Annotated in this window: 18 protein-coding genes and 1 CRISPR repeat array; of the genes, 3 read left to right on the top strand and 15 right to left on the bottom strand. The window is 56.1% G+C overall.

Translation table 11 applies throughout. The features are described from left to right. Positions 1–2: 2 nt before the first annotated feature. Complete coding sequence (locus tag CWM57_RS00775) at positions 3–758, bottom strand: gluconate 2-dehydrogenase subunit 3 family protein (protein ID WP_165784111.1); 756 nt, start codon at positions 756–758, stop codon at positions 3–5. A 499-nt stretch (positions 759–1257) separates the two neighbouring features. Here CWM57_RS00775 and CWM57_RS00770 point away from each other — a divergent pair, with 499 nt between their 5' ends. Then, complete coding sequence (locus CWM57_RS00770) at positions 1258–1629, top strand: VOC family protein (protein WP_100630636.1); 372 nt, start codon at positions 1258–1260, stop codon at positions 1627–1629. Positions 1630–1689: 60 nt separating this feature from the next. Here the strand turns inward: CWM57_RS00770 and CWM57_RS00765 are convergent, their stop codons facing one another. From CWM57_RS00765 to CWM57_RS00700, 13 genes are all read right to left on the bottom strand, one after another. Next, on the bottom strand, positions 1690–2373 hold the full coding sequence (locus CWM57_RS00765) for a YrhA family protein (RefSeq protein WP_100630637.1): 684 nt from the start codon (positions 2371–2373) through the stop codon (positions 1690–1692). Positions 2374–2383: 10 nt separating this feature from the next. After that, a complete protein-coding gene (locus tag CWM57_RS00760; protein ID WP_100675475.1) occupies positions 2384–3499 on the bottom strand; it encodes a DUF6883 domain-containing protein in 1116 nt (371 codons plus the stop codon). A gap of 479 nt (positions 3500–3978) precedes the next feature. After that, positions 3979–4738: a CRISPR direct-repeat array (repeat unit 28 nt; unit sequence GAAACACCCCCACGTGCGTGGGGAAGAC). Between the two features lie 47 nt (positions 4739–4785). Next, positions 4786–5073, bottom strand: coding sequence for a type I-E CRISPR-associated endoribonuclease Cas2e (gene cas2e / locus CWM57_RS00755; protein WP_100675474.1), 288 nt, complete (start codon positions 5071–5073; stop codon positions 4786–4788). Continuing rightward, complete coding sequence (cas1e, locus tag CWM57_RS00750; RefSeq protein ID WP_100675473.1) at positions 5051–5926, bottom strand: type I-E CRISPR-associated endonuclease Cas1e; 876 nt, start codon at positions 5924–5926, stop codon at positions 5051–5053. The genes cas2e and cas1e overlap by 23 nt, the downstream gene beginning before the upstream one ends. Continuing rightward, positions 5926–6642 (bottom strand): type I-E CRISPR-associated protein Cas5/CasD, encoded by a 717-nt coding sequence (gene cas5e, locus CWM57_RS00745; RefSeq protein ID WP_100675472.1) that lies wholly within the window; start codon positions 6640–6642, stop codon positions 5926–5928. Before cas5e ends, cas1e begins: the two co-directional genes overlap by 1 nt. Positions 6643–6654: 12 nt before the next feature. Continuing rightward, the gene (cas7e, locus tag CWM57_RS00740; RefSeq protein WP_100675471.1) at positions 6655–7689 is read right to left on the bottom strand and encodes a type I-E CRISPR-associated protein Cas7/Cse4/CasC; all 1035 of its coding nucleotides are present in this window, start codon (positions 7687–7689) and stop codon (positions 6655–6657) included. A 29-nt stretch (positions 7690–7718) separates the two neighbouring features. Continuing rightward, on the bottom strand, positions 7719–8366 hold the full coding sequence (gene cas6e, locus CWM57_RS00735) for a type I-E CRISPR-associated protein Cas6/Cse3/CasE (RefSeq protein ID WP_100675470.1): 648 nt from the start codon (positions 8364–8366) through the stop codon (positions 7719–7721). Beyond that, positions 8359–8925 carry a type I-E CRISPR-associated protein Cse2/CasB gene (gene casB, locus CWM57_RS00730; RefSeq protein ID WP_100675469.1) on the bottom strand — a complete coding sequence of 189 codons (567 nt, stop codon included), beginning with the start codon at positions 8923–8925 and terminating at the stop codon, positions 8359–8361. Before casB ends, cas6e begins: the two co-directional genes overlap by 8 nt. Before the next feature lie 11 nt (positions 8926–8936). Further along, positions 8937–10460: a type I-E CRISPR-associated protein Cse1/CasA gene (casA, locus tag CWM57_RS00725; RefSeq protein ID WP_100675468.1), complete on the bottom strand. Its 1524-nt coding sequence runs from the start codon at positions 10458–10460 to the stop codon at positions 8937–8939. Between the two features lie 3 nt (positions 10461–10463). Next, positions 10464–13079, bottom strand: a complete 2616-nt coding sequence (cas3, locus tag CWM57_RS00720) for a CRISPR-associated helicase Cas3' (protein WP_100675467.1) — start codon at positions 13077–13079, stop codon at positions 10464–10466. Between the two features lie 875 nt (positions 13080–13954). Continuing rightward, positions 13955–15025 carry an ABC transporter ATP-binding protein gene (locus CWM57_RS00710; RefSeq protein ID WP_100675465.1) on the bottom strand — a complete coding sequence of 357 codons (1071 nt, stop codon included), beginning with the start codon at positions 15023–15025 and terminating at the stop codon, positions 13955–13957. Beyond that, positions 15018–16787, bottom strand: a complete 1770-nt coding sequence (locus CWM57_RS00705; protein WP_100675464.1) for an ABC transporter permease — start codon at positions 16785–16787, stop codon at positions 15018–15020. Before CWM57_RS00705 ends, CWM57_RS00710 begins: the two co-directional genes overlap by 8 nt. A 75-nt stretch (positions 16788–16862) precedes the next feature. Next, positions 16863–17951 (bottom strand): ABC transporter substrate-binding protein, encoded by a 1089-nt coding sequence (locus CWM57_RS00700; RefSeq protein ID WP_012541442.1) that lies wholly within the window; start codon positions 17949–17951, stop codon positions 16863–16865. A 297-nt stretch (positions 17952–18248) separates the two neighbouring features. On the opposite strand from CWM57_RS00700, the gene CWM57_RS00690 reads away from it, so the two are divergent. Both CWM57_RS00690 and fdhF read left to right on the top strand, forming a co-directional pair. Further along, positions 18249–19328 (top strand): malate/lactate/ureidoglycolate dehydrogenase, encoded by a 1080-nt coding sequence (locus CWM57_RS00690; RefSeq protein ID WP_100675463.1) that lies wholly within the window; start codon positions 18249–18251, stop codon positions 19326–19328. A gap of 246 nt (positions 19329–19574) precedes the next feature. Next, a complete protein-coding gene (gene fdhF / locus CWM57_RS00685) occupies positions 19575–21725 on the top strand; it encodes a formate dehydrogenase subunit alpha (protein WP_100675462.1) in 2151 nt (716 codons plus the stop codon). A gap of 40 nt (positions 21726–21765) precedes the next feature. Here the strand turns inward: fdhF and CWM57_RS00680 are convergent, their stop codons facing one another. After that, positions 21766–22923, bottom strand: coding sequence for a M20 aminoacylase family protein (locus CWM57_RS00680; protein ID WP_074385594.1), 1158 nt, complete (start codon positions 22921–22923; stop codon positions 21766–21768). Between the last annotated feature and the right edge of the window lie 154 nt (positions 22924–23077).

The raw sequence follows: 23077 nt of genomic DNA, 5'->3' as shown, positions 1-23077 counted from the left end.
GGTTACGCCCTCTCCCCATTAATTGATACTGGTGGGAAGGGATAGCGTTCGCTTCGTTCAACCCAGTCCATAAAGTCGGCGCGCGCGCCGGGAAAATTAATCAGCGTCCAGCCGACCATGCCTTTATTGCCGCCATGGATCGGGTCGCTGAAGAAGCCTTCGCGGGTGTTTTGCAGCAGATAGGAGAAGAACAGCGAGGCCGGGAGCTGTTTGAACTCGGCTTTGCCGGATTCCCACAGGCCGAGCGCCTCGTCCTGCTGCTCGCTGCTCAGTTCAGCGAAGGTTTTGTGATACTTGTCCTGACACCAGGCCTCGGCATCGGCGATCCCGAGGTTATAGATCTGTTTGGGCACCAGCGGCAGCTGATAGCCCATCTCTTTCGGTACGTCGGGGTTGAAGGGACCCTGCATGTACCAGATGGAGCCGGTGGCGTAAGGGGTATTGAGCTGGCGGTCAATAAACTCCGGCACCCCGGCCTCTTTGGCGCCAGGACCGAGTTCATCCGCCGGGATTAAGCGAGCGACGGCGGCGTTGATAAACACCCACTCACGATCGTTGAAGAACTGCGGCTTCCAGTCGCTGGCCGCCACGGTGTTCCCGGAAGCGGGCTCAGACGCGGGGGCCGCCTGCGCGGTCGCGCTGGTGGCCACGCCAATGGCCCCTGCTCCCGCGCCGCCGATCACCACCGTCGGGATCAGCGCCATCGATTTCACCAGGAAATCACGCCTGGAATTGTTGGTTTTCTCGCTCGACATCATCACATTCCTGTCATTGAAAATTACTGTTTTTGTCGCTGACAAACCCAGTGAATGTCGTGCTGGAACCGATACCATTACGCTTCGCAACCACTTAACGTCTGGCCCGGCCCGGCAAGTCGGATAAAACATCGCCAGTGGCGATATCATTTATAGGGTTATCGTTTGGATAGTAGACGATTCTCAACGAAACGCGGGAAATCGGAGAGAAATTCACCGGAATGTCATCGTGAGAAGGGTGCTGCCATAAACCTTGAGGCGGCAAACCGGCGGCGTAGACACCGCACTGAGCTTACCCATGCGCCAAAAAGAGTGACTTGTATCACAAATGTTATTTTTGTTTATGGTACATGGCAGATTAAACGTCTGTAAATACTCGTTTTAGGAATAATTAAACAATTTGAGCTGTTAAAAAAGTTACTAACCGTTGTTAATTATTTCCCATCTATTTCCTGGCTGAACCGTTCAGCTGGCGATCCCCATCCACAGGAGAAGAGAAGATATGTTCGATCATGTGAAATTCGGCGCTAGCGACTATGCCGCCAGCAAAGCGTTCTTTTTACAGGCCCTGGCCCCGCTTGGCGTAACGCTGGTTGGCGAAGGCGAGCCGAGCTACGGCGCAGAGCTGGCCGGCAGCGGCGATGTCTCTCTATGCCTCTATCAAAGTGCGGAAAAACCGACGCCGCTGCATATCGCCTTTCGCGCCGACAGCCGCGAGCAGGTCGATGCCTTCTGGCAGGCGGCGCTGGCCGCCGGAGGAAAGGACAACGGCGCGCCGGGGTTACGGCCAAACTACCACGCCAGTTACTACGCCGCCTTTGTGATTGCACCAGACGGGCACAATATTGAAGCCGTGTGCCATCTGGCGGGGTAAGCTGAGCGGAAAAAAATTCCCACGTCCGTGGGAAACGCTGAAGGTATGGATGTGTCGGATTCAGCTGACCGGCTCAATGAGGGCGGACAACAGTCCGTTGAAGTGGGTATGTGACTCAATGACATAATCCGAGGAGACTTTATCGCGGATTTCGAAACGGTCATCTGTGAAGCTGTAGACAATCACGGACATGCCCTCTTCACCAATCACTACTTTGTCATTGAGGTTCGGATCGACATAGATTTCGTTAATACGCGTCTCAAAGTTTCGAACAAAGATATTCGACCATGCAGGTTCACCGTTCTCTGCCTGCACCAGGCTGTACAATGTCATGCCATTGTACTCACCCCCATCCATAATATTGAACATATCCGCGTAGTCCGGCCGACTAATCAATAGTCGTTGAATATCCTCATAGACCCTTCTTTTCTTGTCCTCCCATTCAGCAGGCGCGACTTTGTGCATTAAATCTGCCATGACGTCTGGGTCTACAGGGTCGGCTACGGGATAATTACCTTCCACCATCAGAGACTTCAGGTTACCAATCGTGAAATAGCGCTTTAGCTGGGCGGGGAATAAAACTGGCATTGCGATTGTTTTTCCTTTCTCGTCGCAAAACTCGACCAGATAGCCAGTTGTTGGCGCATTAAAAACCATAACAATCGTACCAAGCGTTCCTTTTACCAGCCCTTCATTCGGTAAATCCTCACCTAAAACCACAACGTCTAATTCGGCTCTTTTCATGTTTATTTCCCTATTTAACGTAAATAGTTGTCAGGCGAGGAACGAGCGCATCTGTTTCATACATCCAGCCTGTACGGATGACCGCCGTTTCACCATTGACGCCTAAAATTGGCATATCTACAGCCATTGTTTGACCGTAGTTGTTTGTCTGCAATATCTTTGCTGGGGCCGATAATACGCCCTTCTGAATTCGTGCTGCTAAGACATCCGCATTCGTTGGGTTGTACCCCAGGGCAGACTCAAACACCCGAGCCTTATGACCGCCTGTAGGATGTGTTGAATCTAAAGCGTACGTCGCGAGTTTTTTCGGATCGATAACGGCGTGTTCAGCATTCACTAACGTACCGTTCTCAGAGATGAAGCCCTTCACATACGGGCTTTCAAAGGCTGGTATTTTACTGAGACTCGATAACTCATCTAACTCACTTAAAGGATTCAATCTACCCATTGTTAATCCTGCCGCGAAAGAGGCTCCAGCAATGAGTAATCCTTTATTGTCCATAATCTGGTCGTAACCTGCAGGCGCATCACCACCTAGTTGCAACGCTGTTTCATGGAATCCTTCAATGTTGCCATTATATACACCGCCAGCGGCTAGCAGTCGGCCAATGGTCTTACTGTTTAGTGTCTTTGACGCTGGTGCGATTCTTGAGCCATTATAATTGTGTTGTATACGCTGAGTGGGAGCTGGCCTCCTTCCTTGGCGATCGGCAATCGTGTGCCTGTAGGCGTTCATAATTTCGTCCTTAAACCACGCATGGTATAACGAAGTGGTAGGGGTAAAAATTAAATCGCCATTGTCGTCGATGTAAAATGGATTTCTGTCACTGCTCCAACACCTGGAGATATCCACACCAACAAGCCAGCCAATTTGTAGTCTGTGCTCTACCTCATCGTAGATAGGATCTGCATAGCTACGTTGCCTTCGTTCATATGGCCTTTTATGTGGAGATGAATTGTATATTTCCTTCGGTAGGCCAAAAGCGAGGCTGTGACCATTCGCCTCACAGGAGAGGTCGTAATGTATACACGCTTCTCTTAGCGAACCTGCTGGAGTCAAAATATATTGAAAGTCTTCAGGATTTAATTGGCGTATTAAATCATGTGGCTGGTAAAGTCGAAACATATGAATTCCCTATCCTTCATTTTATAATAATCATTCGCCGTTATTGTTTTAAACAGTTCCCTTCTCTATCGCAATAAAATATTCCTACATCTCCCAAACGACAGTTTCATTAGCTAAAAATTATTTTAGTTTCGCTGGCTATAAAATATTTATTCTAATACGAGTATTCCGCTTATTGCTAAGTCCCACATGCGTGGGGAAGACGTCTCGCTCGGGCACCGAGTCAGTATCAAGAGAGAAACACCCCCACATGCGTGGGGAAGACAGATAGCGGCCGCTCTGATACGAGGTAATCATGGAAACACCCCACATGCGCGGGGAAGACGCTGACGGCCAACAACTACGCAGGTGAGCCCCGGAAACACCCCCACATGCGTGGGGAAGACCACGATAAAGAGGGCCGGGTTTATCTCTACGTAGACCCCCCCCCAGTGCGTGGGGAAGACATCCCGGTACTGGCCCCGCCGCCGCCGACAAAGGAAACACCCCCACGTGCGTGGGGAAGACATCTGCTGCATGATGGAGCCACAAACGTAGTGGGAAACACCCCCACGTGCGTGGGGAAGACTATCCAGCAGGTTCACCAGGCAGTCGTGATACGGAAACACCCCCACGTGCGTGGGGAAGACATGGGGCGCATTGGCGACGTGCTCACCGGCACGGAAACACCCCCACGTGCGTGGGGAAGACGGATTGTTCAGGAATAATAAAAAGGCTACTTCAGAAACACCCCCACGTGCGTGGGGAAGACCCAATCGCCTTGCCCGCTTTTGCGTTCTCCGGAGAAACACCCCCACGTGCGTGGGGAAGACTAGGATCGGTAGTGCTCGTTAAGGCGCCGGATGGAAACACCCCCACGTGCGTGGGGAAGACCCAGCACTGGAAGGGCTGTCCAGGGACCATCTGGAAACACCCCCACGTGCGTGGGGAAGACCCAGCACTGGAAGGGCTGTCCAGGGACCATCTGGAAACACCCCCACGTGCGTGGGGAAGACGAGATTACACTAGCCGGCATTGATGTAATTAAAGAAACACCCCCACGTGCGTGGGGAAGACACGGTGCGGCAGTCCTCCCACCCGGCGATTTTAGAAACACCCCCACGTGCGTGGGGAAGACCCCCCCGGCAGGATTGCAGGATTGACAGGTAGAGAAACACCCCCACGTGCGTGGGGAAGACAGGTGCTATGTGCGAATTTAAGCTGGTTCGTTGGAAACACCCCCACGTGCGTGGGGAAGACACCAACATATTGTGAAAGAGCGAGAGTTTAACCACAATATCCACGTATTACGACAGTTTTAGGGTTTCAATAATCAGCTGTAACCCACTGAGTTCAATAATCGGCTTTCTGACCTCACCCTTGTAGCGAATTTCATAACCAGGCGGTTGAGGAATACTGCGAAACAGCATCAGGCCTGATTCCACAGGCGTGTACTGCATCAGGTAATCAACAACGGTTTGCGCGACCGAATCTTTGACGCCTGAGACGAAAACATTTGGCCGGGGTTCGACAAACCACAGCTTCATTCGTCCACGGACCGCTGGCGGCAGCTCATTTGCCAGTACGACGAGCACCTTTCCCTCCCATCAGCTCATTGATATCGGCCGCAATCAGGTTGAGCAAATCCAGGGCTATCACTCGCTTTCTGAATGCCTCAGAGACTTTGTGTTTATCGTAGCGGCCCGCCATTTCCCTCGAGAGTGAAAATGCCAAATCAATACAGAGCCGTTCTTTGTAAAGGTCGGCCAGATCATAGACAAACGGTAAAGGGCTACCTGAATGGATAAAGCCGATATGCGGCGAGTAGCCCATCGCATGCACAACCGAGCATAAAATGCCATACAGGGCGGCGTTGGTGGAGGTCAGTACCTGGTTTGTCAGGTCACTCAGTTCAAACTTGCCTGGTGTAAACTGACGCCCTTTCCAGCCGACGCCATACTCCTGCGCTTTCTGCTGATACAACGCGCGAACCCGACTCCCCTCCATGCCCATCATGCTGTTTAAACTTTTACCCTCCAGATCAGCATCCGGAAAGCGTTTAGCAAACATCGCCCGGGAAACCTTGAGGGCAGACGAAGCATCGCAGGCCAGCGCCATCTGCGCTTTAAGATTGCGGGTATCTGCAGTAGGCAAAAAACCAGCGGCATAAAACAGCAGGCTATCCTCGCCCACCCAGCACACCGCGCAGTTAGCCGCGGTTGCGGTTTTGATCGCCTCATGAGTCACAGTTGTCCCGGGACCAAGCAGCAGCGTGTTGATGGTCGCAACCGGGAGAGGCACTACGTTGCCATCCGCATCCACCCATTTCACACTGCTGTCATCGATCTCCAGCCGCCCGCGCTCAAGGTAGAGAAAAGGATATTTATCTTTTACCTGAGGCAGAAGTTCGCGGGTGACTTTGACAAACAGTCTCTCCCCCTGGGCCATTAGCCGAACTCCAGCACGGTCACCTGGCGATCCCGATAACGCTTATGCCGGCCAAACTGCAGCGGGACATCATTTAGCGTGATGACATCACCATTCCCTTCCCCTTCAATGACCGTATAGCTCAATGCTCGCTGCTTGCTATCGGCTAACTTCTGTGCCTGCTGCCAGGCCGATTCTGCGCTGTCATAGATACCCTGGTAGATAAGCTCAGTAGGTACACAACTCTTGCGCCCCAGATACAAATCCCATACCGGATTTTGCAAAGCCTCCGGCAATAACTCAGCCTGCTTACTGCCAAGCGCCATCACCACCGCGAAGACGGCATCCTGGAGGTAGTAGCGGTAGGTCATTTTAGTTCCACCACCTACGGCTTTCTTTCCATCGGATGTTTTAGGGATCAGCAGGCTTTGCCACGGATCGCTGTCGTCGTAACCGCTGCCCACCATCTGGAAGTCGCACAATGTCGGCTCACGTAGGTGCGGCTGGCCCTGCTTGTCGGTTCGGGCGTAGGCGCGAACCTCCATCGGCAGGTTATTCATCTCCGCCAGCCACTCGACCTCTGGCCCCGCGGCGCCTCGAGCACAGCAAATCAGCCCCAGAATCCCCGAGCGGGTCGGGAAATTCAGCGTATCGCGTACACCGAACTTTGAATCAAATCCCCAGGACTGCAGCGGCCCTTCAAGCCACAGCAGCATATATTGCGTAGTTTGGCTCATCTCCACCGTCCATTACAGATGTGACTGTAAGTCAGCGATCAGGCTGTCAATGCTGTAATCGAGGTCCTCGCCCCACTCGTAATCGCCTTGCTTACCGAACAGGGAACCGGAGAGTTTTTCTTTTTTATGCAGCCAGTCTTGCAGCGCCACTTTACTGGGCGATAAGAAGCCTTCGCCCTGACTCTTAACGGGCTGTTCAAAAGAAGCCTGCAGACCCTGGCCTTTCCGCAGCAACACGCGGGCATATTCCCACGGGCAGGCCCCGGATTGCGTTGTCTGTCGGGCTGAAGGGACGCCGACGTACAGCGCCTTAACAAAAGCAGCGACGGCGGTTTTCATATCGGCGTCTTCACCCAACGTCTGCGCCAGTTGCCCGAGATCCAGGCTGACATAGCGATAGTAGGTCGCCGAATTAAACTCCAGACTGCCCATATGTGCCGAACCGCTTTCATCCTCTGTTTTACAATCATCCACGGCAGTAAAGAACTCGACCTCATTGCTCACTTTATGGGTGGAAATGGCATGCGCGAACGAGGCCGCCGCCTCGACGTTCATATCCGCCGCTTTGGCCACCATACGCCCGAAAAGCGCAATATCCAGAGCATCCTGGGTATTGTTAACCACCTTTTTGGCGACTTTGACCAGCTCTTTGTCTTTCAGGCTGGCGGCGTCAAAATCTTTTTCCTGCGCATAAGCCGCAAATGCGGCGGCCTCAGCCTCGCTGAGAAACAACAGGGTATCATCGGAGAAAAAAGCAGCCATCGCTTCACCACATCCGGTGGCCTGCTCTTCGCTCGCTCCCAGTGCGCGACAGGCGTTGGCCAGCAGTGAGGCAGTTTTTTTACTCCGCACCCCGAGACGAATACCAAAATCAGGCAGCGCCAGACGCACCTGGCGCTTCCAGCACTGCGATGACACTCTGGCGCGCGACACACCGCCAACGATGGCGGACTTGGGGGCGCCCACATCATCGCGGTTAAGGCAGGTCACCGGGAAAGACTGCAAAATATGAAACTCAATACGGGTGTTTCTGAACGGGGTAGTCATAAGATTATCCTTAATAAATTGTTTAACCATCAGGAAAAAAGAGCATCAACAACGGGCACAATCTGCAGCAGGCCGCAGCCAAAGGCTCGCCCTTTGCCAATGCCATGATGAAAGCTATGCTGGAACTGCTGTTGGTCTGTGACGGTAAGCAAACCCTGCACCGTCGCCTTGCCAAGGGTCACCTGGCGGCCGGCTTTATCTTTAAATTGCAGCACTTCCACCGCGTCAATCTGCAGGCTCGGCGCATCCACTTCAAAGCCCCAGCGGCTGGCGGCGCGCTGAATGAACCACTGCGCAATATCAGCCCGACCTTTCACCGCGACGCGTTTACCCGTTTGCTTATCTTTCCGTACCGGATTCACCTGTACCTGAAAGCGATAACGCGAGTGGGAGAGAAAGGCAGCCGGAATCGATTTACTGATAACCTCACCATACAGCCCATCAACCTTTACAGCCGGAGGCCTGTCAGAGACGATCAATACTTTGCGGCCATGAAAATCCCCGCCCTGGTCGGCATAGGCAATCCCGCTCGACATATGACTGCACTTCTCCTGGTCTGTGCGCGCATCAGCAAACAGGCTGTACACCACCCGGTGCAGGGAGTAGGCATCGCTGATTTTCAGGGCTTTCACCGCGGCGCGATCAAGATATAAAGCACTCGCAAAGAGTTCAGTCATGTGGATTCCTCATCTCATTCCCGGCAGTCTCATCGGCACGACGATAGAATTCTTGCGCCCAGCGGGCGCGGATCCGTTCGCGACTGTTGCCAGAGAACCACTGCAGTTCATTGAGTAGCCCGGCGAAATCCGGTGTCACACTACGGCTGGCCATTAATGCCAACAGCGGGCGCAAAATACGGCACGCTTCGCTCGTCGATGTACAGGCCAACAACCGCCGCAGGCGAGCTTTCGCCTGTTCAGACTGATTGCCATCAGGATAACAACCCGCAATGGCGGCCCCCAGAGTGGTTGTACCATTGCTGGCCGGTTTCGCCTTGGCCAGCGCGGCGCCAATGACGCAGTACGGCAGGCGTTGCCACTCTTTTTCCAGGTCAATGCCAAACCCCGCCAGGATTTCCCAGCTCTGATACTCGGTCGCCGGGTTATCCGCTCGTTTAAGGCGGGCGGCAAAACCATTGTCTTTCGCGATACGCTCAATCACGTAACCGACAAATCGTTTGGCATGCGATTCGTTACCGGCGCTTTCGGCGGTAACGTCTGCAGGAAACTGATCCATGAAGATCCTCCTTAATCGAGGGTGAGGTATTTGGAGAAATTAGGCCGAGCCTGCGCCCAGGCGTCTAATTGACGTGCACTGTCGGCGGGACAAAGCTGATCAAAAACCTGCCCGGCGTACCTGGCAAAAATTTTTCGTAGTTGATGACGCGCGGAATGGTCTTCCCCGAAATTCAAGCAAACATTAATTAAGGTCTGAGCCTGACGCTCACAAAGTTGCCAGAATAGCGCCGTCGCTTTTTCGGCCTGCTTTGCCACAAAGGGTTGAGCCTTTCCTGTCGCTGATTTATCAATATCTGATAGCTGGCGGAAATAACGCACAACCGCCCCCCAGAGCTGTTTTTGCACGGCATCAAGTTGCGTCATTTCATATTTTAAAAATTCTAAAAATGAGTGATTGATTAAATCTGATGACAACCATATTTCTGACTGCACATAATCATCGGTGCCTGAAGCGTACTGTTCCCCCGCATTACTACTCACCCGTAAGCCGCCCGACCATAACGCAAACTGTTCCGTATTATGGGATATCCGCTGCAGAGGAAGACTAAGCTGGCGAGTTTCAAATCCCCGGGGGCTATCTTGCTCAATAAACTGCAATAGCGATGTCAGCTCGCGCCAGGGGCGTTTACCCGGATTAACCCATAACGCCTTCGGTTTCTTTCCTGAAAAATCGACGGAAACCGAGGGGTCTGTTTTGCCTTCCAGATAGCCGGCATGGCTTATTCCATCGCTATAGTGAATGCCGTTCTCAGCTAACAGACAAAATTTACCCATCGGGATCAGGCGGCCCAGCAACGACGCTTTCAACGAGCGCGCAATGTCATCATCTTCCCCTGTCGGCATTCGCTCCCATGGGGCAGTCCCCAGCGTGGGATACATCGCCAGCTGCGTAATATCCTCAGCGGTAAACAAATTGAGCCAAACGCTCTGTACGATGGAATCGCCCAGCCAGAACGAATGTAACAGTCCCATATGCCCGACAGAAACACCGGCCTTGCCACTACTCGGTTTACCTTTTTCGTTTTGTTTACCGCGATAGCCCGGCGTTAACACCACAGCGTTATCGGTTTTCTTGCCCCCGAGACCCAACCCCATCTGCGTTATAATGGTTAGCGCTTTATCTGCATCGGATAATTGCTGCTGTTGCTGGCTTTCGGTCAAAATCGTGGTATTGCCGGTGCTCACCTCCGGTGATAAAACGCCCAAGGGCTTACATTCCGCGGTCTGAATAGCAGGCATCTGTAAAAACGGCTTTTCACCATACAGATAGAAGCGGTCGTGCCATTTAGCGAGATACTGCAGGCAGCAATTAGCCATCCCCTGCCAGCCCATCTGCTGCCAGTCGCTATCATCCGTCGGTGTCACAGCCGCCTGGGCGATGGCTAAAAGCAATTTGGTGAGTGCGATTTTTTGTACCGGATTCCCCCCTAAAGCGCGTAATTCCGGCTGGCTGAAAATATCGGTTAAACTGACCAACCCCACATCCACGACCGCAATCCAGGGTTCATCAATCAAATTGAAGCGGTTCTCCATGGTTTATTCCTTTTTGGAAATGGCCCGGAAGCCAAGATATTCACTATATTCGAGAGTGTATTTGTCGCCTGCGGGCCGGCCATCCAGCGTCTTCAACTCACCCGCTGAGCTGACAATGGCGACCCGCAGTAACGCCTCGTCATCTTCGGGGCGACCGAGATAGAACACCTCCTGCAGGTGTAATTTTTCCAGCTCACTTTTAGCTATTGTGGGCGGACAAAAAGCCGGACTAACTCGCACCAGCTGCTGATTAAGCGCCACCGCCAGCTGTCGCCACTGCGCCCGACTTAAACGATGGCGCCCATGCGGAAGGGTTAATTCAGCACCATCTAGCAGGCGCATATACGTGACGCCGTCTTGCGTACGCAGACCACGCAGCAGCAACAGGTCATGGGTGTCACGATCGCTATAGCGAGTCTCCGCTTTATGCTCAGGCAGAGTTTTCCCGCCGGTAGATAACGTGAGCTTCGCCAGCGACTGCAGCGCCTGTTCTCCTGAACGAAAACGGCTGCCATTCTTCAGCTCATGCAATAGGCTGGCCCATGTCCCCTCTTCAGCGCGCTCGGTATAGGTTTGATCGATCAGGGGGCGAATATCCCCAGGCAATGAGAGGGACGGGATCGCTTGCCAGACCTCCAGACTGCGGCATAACACATAGGGCGAATAGACCATCGCGCTCATGCCGAATGCAGAACCCGGGTTGGCTAATGCACTCTCCAGCGAGGGGGACAATAGCCAGCATTCCGCCTTCGCGCTGGCATGGCGGGGGGTATCGGTATGCCGCCACAGCCGACCAAGACGTTGCAGCAACATATCGGTTGGCGCAAAACGGCTGACGAGGAAATCAGCATCTATATCGAGGGATTGTTCCAGAACCTGGGTCCCGACTAAAATGCGTCCGCACTGTTTACGTTGGGGCCAACCCGCCCGGCCGTAAAGCGCGACCCAGCGTTGCTCATGCCGGTTGCGTTGCTGGGGCGTAAAACGGGAATGTAAGAGTCCTGTTTCACATCCCGCCTCGACTGCCCGGCTGGCCAAGTCCAGATATGTTTGTTGCGCTTCGGCAACGGTGTTCTCAATCCATAACACCTGCTGCCCGAGCTCTGCGCGCCGCAGCGCCTCTTCCCGCGCGGACTCATCTTTACGACAAGAATGGAGGATGACGGTGGTATTCTCGGTGACGGGAACGCCAATCTCGACCAGACCGCGCTCCCGTTCCGCTGATGGCGCCGCGGTAATCAGCGGGTATGCCTCACTGGTTGTGCTTTGCTGCAGTAATGCGTCGCGACGCGTCTGACTCAGCGTGGCGCTAAGAATAATCACTGTACAGTCGATTTGACGGAGGAATTCGACTAACGCATTGAGAATCGTGCCAGTGTATAAATCGTAAGTATGAACTTCATCAAGGATCACGACCTTGCCTGCGAGCCCATACGCTCTGACAAAACCATGCTGAACATTCATCACCGCCATCAACGCCTGATCGATGGTACCGACGGCAAACGGCGCTAATAAGCCGCGTTTACGGTGGTTAAACCACGCACCACCAGGGCTTCCTTCCTCCCCCATCTCGGTATCCATCAACCAGGCGCCGGAATGCAAAAGTAAGGCATGTCGCGGGGTTTCAGTACTGACAATCTGTTGCAAAAACGCATTAAAGCGATCGTATATTTTGTTCGAGGTTAGCTGGGTGGGTAGCGCAAAATAAATGCCGGTTGCTTTTTCCTGGACCAACATTTGATAAGCCGCGTATAACGCGGCTTCGGTTTTCCCCATTCCCATTTGCGCTTCGAGAATATAGAGACCAGGCCCCACAACCTGGTCAATAAAGCGCGATTGCGCTTCGCGTGGTTTCTTCGACGGATCGTCAGGGAAAAAGACGTCCTCAAAGGATAGTCCCTGACGGATAACGGGTTTAATAAAGCCGGCGTTATTAAGGGCTGCTGTGATGACAGGCTGCCACGCTTGCTCAGGATTTTCAAAAAACTCACCGGAGCCAATCCAGTCAGCTACCGAGGTCAACCCGGCGACCACGCGAGCCTGAGCGGCTGAATCAAATGTCGGCCAATCTGCGGAGAATTCCGCTTTCAGCTTATCCACGAGTTTTTTACGCTCATCAAACCAGAGCGGCCCGCCGAATACTTCAGCGTCGCCACGCCTGCCGTTGAGCCCTGGATTAAAACCATGATGCTGACCGAGGATCTCAGGAACATAGCGCGGAGCATGTAAACTTTCCGCTGTCGCCTGACTGACGCCTGCATGTCCTCCCCAGAGTGTTTCGAGTCCGGGGTTCACCGCCGATAACCCAGCAAGACGGTGATCATTAACGTCACATGCTGCAAAAATTTTGGCGGCAAAAGTTGGGCTGACCTTTCCGATATCGTGACCGGCAGCCGCCATTTCACTTCCCGCTGGAAAGAGTCGACTTCGCATCGACTCGGGATACAGCGCTATAAGCGCCCGAGCAATCTCCCCGACAATCTGACAATGGCTCAATACCGAGCGTCCCTGCACCACGCGACCATCACTCAACATCCGGGTTTTCGCTGGGCAGTTCTCAAAACTTATCGCCGCTATGGCATGTTGATTTTGTAGCGAAACCCTGGTCAAGCGCCTCATGGAATTTTTCCTTAAAAAACATGTGCCCTTTATTAATACTAAAAACCGGGAAATTTATAAATAACTTTTTATAAAATCAAAAATATCCACAACACGCTGAATTAAAGATAAAAGCCAAAAATAATAATATAAAAAATTATAAATAATTAATATGAAGAACAATATCTCCAGACGAGTAAGAAACTCGAACGATTTAGATGTCCCTAAAGAAAGTATAGAACAAACATAGTTCACGAATATTTATAAGTAAAATCATATAAAAAATATATGAGACTGTGCTGGCCAAACGAAATTTCGAAGACATTGATCTACATTAAGGATAACTATGTCACGGCATTGATGCCTTTACGTCAGGAATCCCCTTCCATCTGAGAAATGCGCACAGACGTGACTTGTCGTCACTTGAAAGGCGAAAACACCTCCACGCATGTGGGGAAGACTCAATCCGAACGATAGCCGCTTGTTGCTGAAAGGAAACACCCCCACGCATGTGGGGAAGACGGAAAGGGTAGTTTTTCTTTCTGTATCCCCTCAGAAACACCCCCACGCATGTGGGGAAGACCGCCATCAAATGCACCAGACTCGACTTCTTCGAGAAACACCCCCACGCATGTGGGGAAGACACCAGCATATTGTGTTTAGCGGCGTATTAAAACACCAGATTTACGATAATTGCACTCCGCAGGGTTTCCGCATCAGCATCAACCTTTATCAAACGAAAAAGTATGTCCCCATATCACCACCGTCGACTTGCTGCTGACCAAAACCGATATACCCTACTTGCCTGCCCGCCTCGCAGCCAGGCGCAAAACGCTTTTGTCATACCCTGAACGTAGCGCGACGTACTGATGCTTGCCTTCCGTGGCTTCGCGTAGTTACCGCTGCGGAAAAATCCACACATCCTCCGCCGGGAGCGTCAGATGGCAGTGTTCGGCATCGCGTAGCGCCGTTCCGTAGGCGCGCAGCGGAAAGTCGTCGCCTTCGGTACGGAACAGGTACTCCCAGCGGTCGCCGAGGTACATGCTGGTCAGCAGCGGTAGCTGGAGGCTGTTATCCTGCGCTGCGCCGTCGAGACGCAGGCGCTCGACGCGGATCACCGCCGTCGCCGGTTGGCCGACGCTGACCCCCTCGCCCGCTCGTCCCCACAGCGTCCAGCTGGCGCCTTCAACCCTCGCACAGCCGTTCTCCAGCGCCGTCACCTTACCGTGCAGGCGGTTATTGCTGCCCATAAACTCAGCGGCGAACAACGTCGCCGGGCTGCCGTACATCTCCTGCGGCGTCCCCTGCTGCTCAATGACGCCATTGTTCAGCAGCAGAATACGATCGGAGATAGCCATTGCTTCATTCTGATCGTGGGTGACCATCAGCGCCGACAGGCCCAGCTTGATGATCAGCTCGCGCAGAAACACCCGCGCCTCTTCGCGCAGCTTGGCGTCAAGGTTGGAGAGCGGTTCATCCAGCAGGATCACCGGCGGGTTGTAGACCAGCGCCCGGCCGATGGCCACCCGCTGCTGCTGGCCACCGGAGAGCTGGTGCGGATGGCGGTTGCCGAGGTGCCCCAGCCCCAGTTGATCCAGCACGCGTTGCACCCGCTCTTTTATCTCCCCGGCGGCGACTTTACGCAGCTTCAGCGGATAGGCCACGTTGTCGAACACCGTTTTGTGCGGCCACAGGGCATAGGACTGAAAGACCAGGCCCAGGTTACGCTCTTCGGCCGGGATTTCGCTGCGCGGCGTACCGTCGTACACCGTACGGTTGCCGATGGCGATCCGTCCGCTCGTCGGCTTCTCCAGCCCGGCCACCGCCCGCAGTAGCGTGGTTTTGCCGCTTCCCGAAGGCCCCAGCAGCGATACTACCTCCCCCCGGCCAAGCGTCATGGACACCCCCTTCAGCACCGGGTTGTCGCCATAGGTGAGATGCAGATTTTCTACCGATAACTCAATCATGTAATTTCACTCCAAAGCGCAGGGCGATGCCAAGGCCAACCACCACCAGCAGAATATTGATAAAGGAGAGCGCCGCGACGATATCAATGGCCCCCGCCGCCCACAGCGACACCAGCATCGAGCCGATGGTTTCCGTACCCGGCGACAGCAGATAGACGCCGGTGGAATACTCGCGCTCAAAGATAAGGAACATCAACAGCCACGAGCCAATCAGCCCATAGCGCGACAGCGGGACGGTGACGTGGCGGGTGATCTGCCCCCGTGAGGCACCAGTGCTGCGCGCCGCCTCCTCCAGCTCCGGGCCCACCTGCAGCAGCGTCGAAGAGATGAGCCGCAGACCGTAGGCCATCCATACCACGGTGTAGGCCAGCCAGACGCTGAAGATGGTGTTGCGCAGGGCGCGCAGCTGCACGATAACGTGTTCGCGCAGCCAGTCGGCCACCGGCAGCGCTGAGAGCCAGCCGTGCTTCAGCGACTGATCGAGCCACATCGGCACAAACAGGAACACCCACAGGAAGGCCAGACCGGCCAGCAGCCCCGGCACCGCGCGCGGGACCAGCACGCTGTAGTCGAGAAAGCGGGTGACGTTGTCCGCTTTGCGGTGCATGGCGATGCCGACAAACAGATAGCAGACCACCGCCAGCGCGCCGCCGACGATGCCGATAGCCATCGAGTTGACGATCGCCCGCAGCAGGTTGGGCTGCTGCCAGATATTGTGGAACGTCGCCAGCGACAGCTCATCCCACAGCGACACGCCGACGCCCCAGTTGGAGATAAAGGCGCGCAGCGCCACGCCGAGCAGTGGTACGCCGATGGTCACCGTCAGCCAGGCCACTACCACCGCCCCGGCCACCCAGCGCCATTTGCCCAGCGGCAGCGCCCGCGCCTGCGACGCCTTGCCCTTCATGGTGACAAAGCGGTTGGCGGTGCGCATCAGCCGACGCTGGAGCATCACCAGCGGGATGGTGATGCAGATCAGCACCACCGCCACCGCCGCCATCAGATGGTAGGAGGGGGTGCCGAGCTTGTTGGTCAGCTTATAGAGATAGGTCGCCAGCACCATGTTGCCCTCAGGGTCGCCCAGCACCAGCATCAGACCGAAAACTTCCAGACCGAGGAAGAAGAGCAGCACGCAGGCGTAAAGAATGGATGGCCGCACCATCGGCAGACTCACCGAGGTCATCACCTGCAGCGGTGTGGAGCCGACGGTGCGCGCCGCCTCTTCCACGTCCGAACCGACGCTGCGCAGCGCCGAGGAGATATAGAGATAGGCGTGCGGAACGTGGGTTAACCCGGCGATGACCACAATGCTGAACATCGAGTAGATATTCCACGGTACAAAGCCGATCAGCTGCTGCGCCCACTGGGAAAAGAAGCCTACCGGCCCGGCGGCCACTACGTAGCCAAAGCCCAGCACCATCGGCGAGACGAAGATCGGCACCAGGATCAGCGGCTCAATGATCCGCCGGCCGGGTAAATCGGTGCGCACCATCAGAAAAGCCAAAATACCGCCCAGCGGAATGGCAATAATCACCAGGCCAAAGGCCAGAATAAACCCTGACCTTAACGCCAGATAAAAATCCGGGTCGGTAAAAATAAAGGCGAACGCTTCCAGACTCCACGATTTGGAGCGGGAAAAGAATGGCGCGGAGAGAAAACTCTGCACCACAATAAATAACAGCGGGACGTAAATCACCAGCGCCGTGATGCACACCACCACGCCGCGCGGCAGCCCCTGCCACTTTCTGCGTAATACATTCATGGTTCATCCCTTTGGTCAGGAGAAAAAACCCGCCGGGTGTGGAATTGGGGCATCAACGATGCCCCCTGGGGAGGATTATTTCGCGGCGGCGCTGCGCCATTGTTTAATAAACTGCAGACGTTTTTGCGGCTGTAAATAATCGAGCAGCGTTTCGTTGACCGGGATCGGTTTTAACGCTTTGCCCAACAGCGCGGTCATACCATCGATATCATTTTTACCTTCAATATCGCGACGAATAGAGGGAATATCCGCCTGGCTGGCGAGGATCTGCTGGCCTTTTTCCGACAAGACATAATCCAGCCACAATTTCGCTGCATTGGGATGTTCGCTCTCCTGGCTAATAAACGAGACGCGGGAGAGCACCAGCACGTAATCTTTCGGATAGGCGATGCCTAAAGAGGGATCGTTTTTCGCCCGTGCTTCGGCATAGGAGCCAAGAATGTTATAGCCGATCAGGTTTTCGCCAGAGGAGACGCGCTCCATCATCGTGCCGGTGGAAGACTGCACTGTCAGACCGCCTTTAGCGATATTCGCCAGGTCGGCAAAATAGTTCGCGTCGGCCTGGCTGTCCTGCACCGCCAGCATAAAGCCGAGGCCCGATTTTTCGATATCGTAGGTGGTGACTTTGCCTTTAAATTTATCGGCCTGGCTGGCGATCAGTTTTGCCAGCGCGGTATGCGAATCCGGAACCTCATTCTGCGGGATCAGCCGTTTGTTATAGATAAACACCACCGGCTCGTAGGTGGTGCCATAGGCTTTCTGCTGCCAGACCGCCCAGTCGGGTAATTGCTTCACCTCCGGCGAGGCATATTGTTCGGCGTATTCGGTAGCTAATTTCAGCGCGGTATCCATCGACGAGCTCCACACCACGTCCCCGCTGCCGCCCCCGGCGGCCTGCTCGCTGATATAGCGGTTATACAGCTCGGTGCTGTTCATGTCGTTATATTCAACTTTGACGCCCGGATATTGCGCTTCAAATCCTTTAATTAACGGCCCGGCTGCTTTGGTATCGGTGGTGGAATAAATAACCACCTTGCCCTCTTTTACGGCGGCATCAACCGTTTTTTGATAATCCGCCGGATAGCCCGCAGGCACCTCCGCCCAGGCGGCACAGGCGAAAACGGCCGTCAGTGAAACCACTAAACCACTTATTTTCTTATACATGATACCAACCTTTAACCATCAATTAATAAACACAAATTTAACATATAGTGGTATCAGCTCCCCTTGCAACGCCGGGGATGGCTTTTTTCTGGCTTTTGTGACACTGGCAGAATTTAAAAATGTGGTGTTTATGGCGTTAATTAAAACGCGATCCCGGCCCGGTTTTTTATCGCCTGTCGCCTGACTCAGACGCAGTGACGTTCCGCCGGAAGCCCCCGCCCTTGACCTTCTGCGCCGGGCGGCGCAGCATAAAACGGCAAACATAACAAAATAACAACAGACTACAGGAGAGAATCAGTGCCAACAGGACACCGCTTTCTGGCGACGGATCTGCATCAGTTTGTCGTCTCACTGTTTACCCATCTCGGCAGTACCTCAAGAGAAGCCACCCTCGTCGCGGACCATCTGATCGCTGCCAATCTTGCCGGGCATGACTCCCACGGCATCGGGATGATCCCAAGCTACGTGAAATCCCACGCCGGTGGTTTTCTGCAGCTCAACCGCCACGCCACGGTGACCAAAGACGCCGGCGCCGTGGTCACCCTCGACGGCAACGCCGGCTTCGGCCAGGTGGTCGCCCACGAAGCGATGCAGTTAGGCATTGAAAAGGCGAAGCAGCACGGCATGGCGGCAATCGCCCTGCGCAATGCGCATCACGTCGGGCGCATCGGCTACTGGGCCGAGCAGTGCGCCGCCGCGGGGCTGATCTCCATTCACTTCGTCAGCGTGATCGGCGACCCGATGGTCGCCCCGTTCCGCGGGAAGGACAGCCGCTTCGGCACTAACCCGCTGTGCGTGGTGTTTCCCCGCGCGGGCCATCCTCCGCTGCTGCTGGACTACGCCACCAGCGCCATCGCCTTTGGTAAAACCCGCGTCGCCTGGCATAAAGGCGAAGCCGTGGCCCCTGGCTGCCTGATCGACGCCAAAGGGCTCCCCACCACCGACCCGGCGGTGATGCAGACCTCGCCGCTGGGCGCCCTGCTCACCTTCGCCCAGCACAAAGGCTATGCCCTGGCGACGCTGTGCGAAGTGCTCGGCGGCGCGCTCTCCGGGGGGCAAACCACCCATCAGGAGAGCCTGCAGATCAGCGTCGACGCCATCTTTAACTGCATGACCACGGTGATCCTGCGCCCGGACGCGTTCGATGCCCCGGACAGCCAGGCGCAGACGGAGGCCTTTATCGCATGGTGTAAACAGTCGCCGCACGATCCCGATGCCCCGGTGCTGGCGCCCGGCGAATGGGAGGCCGCCAACCGCGAAGCGCGGCTGGCGCAGGGGATCCCGCTGGATGCCGGCAGCTGGCAGGCTATCAGCGCCGCCGCGCGTGACGTCGGCCTGAGCGAATCGCACTTCGACCGCTGCCGCCCTCTCGCCTAGCCACGTTTACCCCCGCAGAGCGTCTGACGTCGGCGCTCTGCGTCATCGTCATTAGTGACGAGGTCACGCTCCCGTCAGTAATCACCTTTTGTTTTCCATTACAAATCAATAAATTAAATTCTGGCACAAGACCTGCATAGCGCAGCAGGCCTGCGTCTGCATCACGACCAGGCGTTACCGCGATCGTTGCCCGTCGGGCCCGGCGCGACAGCGATCCTCTGTTCACTGTTAACAGGTCTGTTACTGATGAAAAAAATCACGAGCGTGTGCCCCTACTGCGGGGCGGGTTGCAAACTTAAACTGGTTGTCGACAACAATAAAATCATTCGCGCGGAAGCCGCCGACGGCGTCACCAACCAGAACCAGCTGTGCCTGAAAGGCTACTACGGCTGGGATTTTCTTAACGACACGCAGCTCCTGACGCCCCGTCTCAAACAACCGATGATCCGCTACCAGAAAGGTGGCGCCTTCACGCCGGTCAGCTGGCAGGAGGCGATTCGCTATACCGCCAGCAAGCTCAGGGAGATCAAAGAGAAGCATGGCCCGCGCGCCATCATGACCACCGGCTCCTCACGCGGCACCGGCAACGAAACCAACTATGTGATGCAAAAGTTCGCCCGTGCGGTGCTGAACACCAATAACGTCGACTGCTGCGCCCGCGTCTGCCACGGCCCTTCCGTCGCCGGGCTGCAGCAGGCGCTGGGCAATGGGGCGATGAGCAACTCGATCAGCGATATCGAAAACTCGAAATGCCTGTTGGTCTTTGGCTACAACTGCGCCGACTCCCATCCGATCGTCGCCCGCCGGGTGATCAAAGCCCGGGAAAACGGCGCCAAAATCATCGTCTGCGATCCGCGGCGCATTGAGACTGCGCGCATTGCTGACCGTCATCTGCAGCTCAACAACGGCAGCAACATGGCGCTGGTGAATGCCTTCGGCTATGTACTGCTGGAGGAGGAGCTGTACAACAAAGCCTATGTCGAACGCTATACCGAAGGGCTGGATGCTTACCGTGAAGCGGTGAAGGATTATGCCCCGGAAGCGGTGGAAGCGATTGTCGGAGTCAGCGCGCAGGCGATCCGTGAGGCGATGCGCATCTTCGCCGCGGCCCCTTCCGCCACTATTATGTGGGGCATGGGCGTCACCCAGTTTGGCCAGGCGGTGGACGTGGTGCGCGGTCTGGCAAGCCTGGCGCTGCTCACCGGTAACCTGGGGCGGGCGAACGTCGGCGTGGGCCCGGTCCGCGGGCAAAACAATGTGCAGGGCGCCTGCGATATGGGCGTGCTGCCGAACCTGTTCCCGGGTTATCAGGAGGTCACCGACCCCGCCGTGCGGGCCAAATTCGCCGCCGCCTGGGGTGTCGACCCGGCGCTGATGGATGACCAGGTCGGCACCCGCATCACCGAGGTGCCGCATAAAGCGCTGACCGGCGAGATCAAAGCCTACTACATCATGGGCGAAGATCCACTGCAGACCGAAGCCGACCTCGGCCTGGTGCGCAAAGGCATCGAGGCGCTGGACTTTGTGGTGGTGCAGGACATCTTCATGACCAAAACGGCGGAAATTGCCGATGTCCTGCTGCCGGCCACCTCCTGGGGCGAGCACGGCGGCGTATTCACCTGCGCCGACCGCGGGTTCCAGCGCTTTGAACAGGCGATCCCTCCGGCGGGGAATGTGAAGCGCGACTGGGAGATCATCAGCCTGCTGGCCAGCGAAATGGGTTATCCGATGCACTATGAGAGCAACCAGCAGATCTGGGACGAGATGCGCGAACTCTGCCCGCGGTTCTACGGCGTGACCTGGGAGAAAATGGGCGATATGGGCCATGTCCAGTGGCCGTGCCCGACCCTCGACCACCCCGGCACGCCGTGGCTGTATAAAGACAACCGCTTCGATACCCCATCGGGTAAAGGGCAACTGTTCGCCACCGCCTGGCGCGCGCCAGCGGAGCGCCCGGATGACGAGTGGCCGCTGGTGCTCTGCACCGTGCGGGAGGTGGGGCACTACTCCTGCCGCTCAATGACCGGCAACTGTGCCGCGCTGCAGTCGCTGGCCGACGAGCCGGGACGGGTGCAGATGAATCCGGTGGATGCGCAACGACTGGGGATCGCTGACAAACAGCTGGTGTGGGTCAGCTCCCGGCGCGGGAAGGTGATCACCCGCGCCGACCTCAGCGATCGCATCAATCCGGGGGCGGTCTATATGACCTATCAGTGGTGGGTGGGCGCCTGCAATGAGCTGACCCAGGATAACCTCGATCCGATCTCCAAAACGCCGGAAACCAAATACTGTGCGGTGAAAGTGGAAGCGATTGCCGACCAGCAGTGGGCGGAGCGCTATGCCTGGACGGCCTACAGCGATATGAAGGCGCGGCTGAAAGCCACCGCCGACGTCTGACCTCAGGGAGCGCGCGCGCTCCCTCTGCCGCTGCCGGTGGTTACGCCGCCGGCAGCTGTTTCTCTACCAGCGCCACCCACATGGCCACCCCGGGACTAATCAGCGCATCGTTAAAGTCATAGCTGGCGTTATGCAGCGGCTTCGACGGGGTTTCGCCGTCGGTGCCTATCCAGAAATAGGCTCCCGGACAGGCCTCCAGCATGCAGGCAAAATCTTCGGAGGCCATCGACGGCGCCTGGTTCCAGCGCACCGCTTCCGCGCCGAGGGTGGCGACGGCCACCTCGCGCACCTGCTGCGCCTGCAGCGCATGGTTTTTGGTCACCGGATAGCCCGGGAACCAGCTAATCTCACCCTGCACATCGGACACCTGCGGCTGGGTCGCCACATAGCTTTCGATAAGCTCGCGCACGCGGGCGCGAACGCGATTGCTCAGACAGCGGAAGGTACCGCGCAGCACCACGGTGTCCGGCAGGACGTTGATCGCCTCGCCGCCGTTTATCTGGGTGATACTGACTACCGCGGAATCCTGCGGCGACAGGCGGCGGGAAGGAATGGTCTGCAGCGCCATAATCAGCTGCGCCGCCGCGACGATCGGATCGGCCCCGCTCTCCGGCATCGCCGCATGACAGCTCTTTCCGCGCAGGGTGATCTCGAAGGCGTCCAGCGAGGCCATCATCGCACCATCGCTGAGCGCCACTTCGCCAAGGGGGATCCCCGGCCAGTTATGCAGCGCGTAGATGGCGTCCATCGGGAAGCGTTCGAACAACCCCTCTTCCACCATTTTGCGCGCGCCGCCGAGGTTCTCTTCCGCCGGCTGGAAGACAAAGTGGACGGTGCCGCTGAACTGGCGGGTCTGCGCCAGATGGGCGGCCGCCGCCAGCAGCATCGCGGTGTGGCCATCGTGGCCGCAGGCGTGCATCACCCCGGGACGGCGCGAGCGATAGCTGACGCTCCCCAGCTCGGTGATCGGCAGGGCATCCATATCGGCGCGCAGGCCGATGACCGGCCCGGGGCCGTTTTCCAGCGTCGCCACGACGCCGGTGCCGGCCAGCCCGCGGTGTACCTGCAGCCCAAACGAGGCCAGCAGTTCCGCAACGCGGCGCGAGGTTTCCTGCTCCTGATATCCGAGCTCAGGCGCGGCGTGAAATTCACGTCGCCAGCCTGTGGCTTCGGCGATCAGTGACGGCGATACGGCCATGTATTACTCCTTTCCTGCATAGCGTAATGCTGAATAATCGGTCATGCGTCGCGTTTTTTCCCCGTCGCTCACCGGCGTCGGGTCGCTGCCGCTCCCTCCGTTATATCCTGTCGTTAACACGCTGACAACGTCACGAAATGCGGCGGCGGCGCGG

Source organism: Klebsiella sp. G-Nf4 (assembly GCF_002810615.1).
In the GTDB taxonomy this organism is placed as follows: Bacteria; Pseudomonadota; Gammaproteobacteria; order Enterobacterales; family Enterobacteriaceae; genus Klebsiella; species Klebsiella variicola.
Note: the sequence above shows the minus strand (reverse complement) of the source record. Positions and strands in the feature narration are given on the sequence as shown.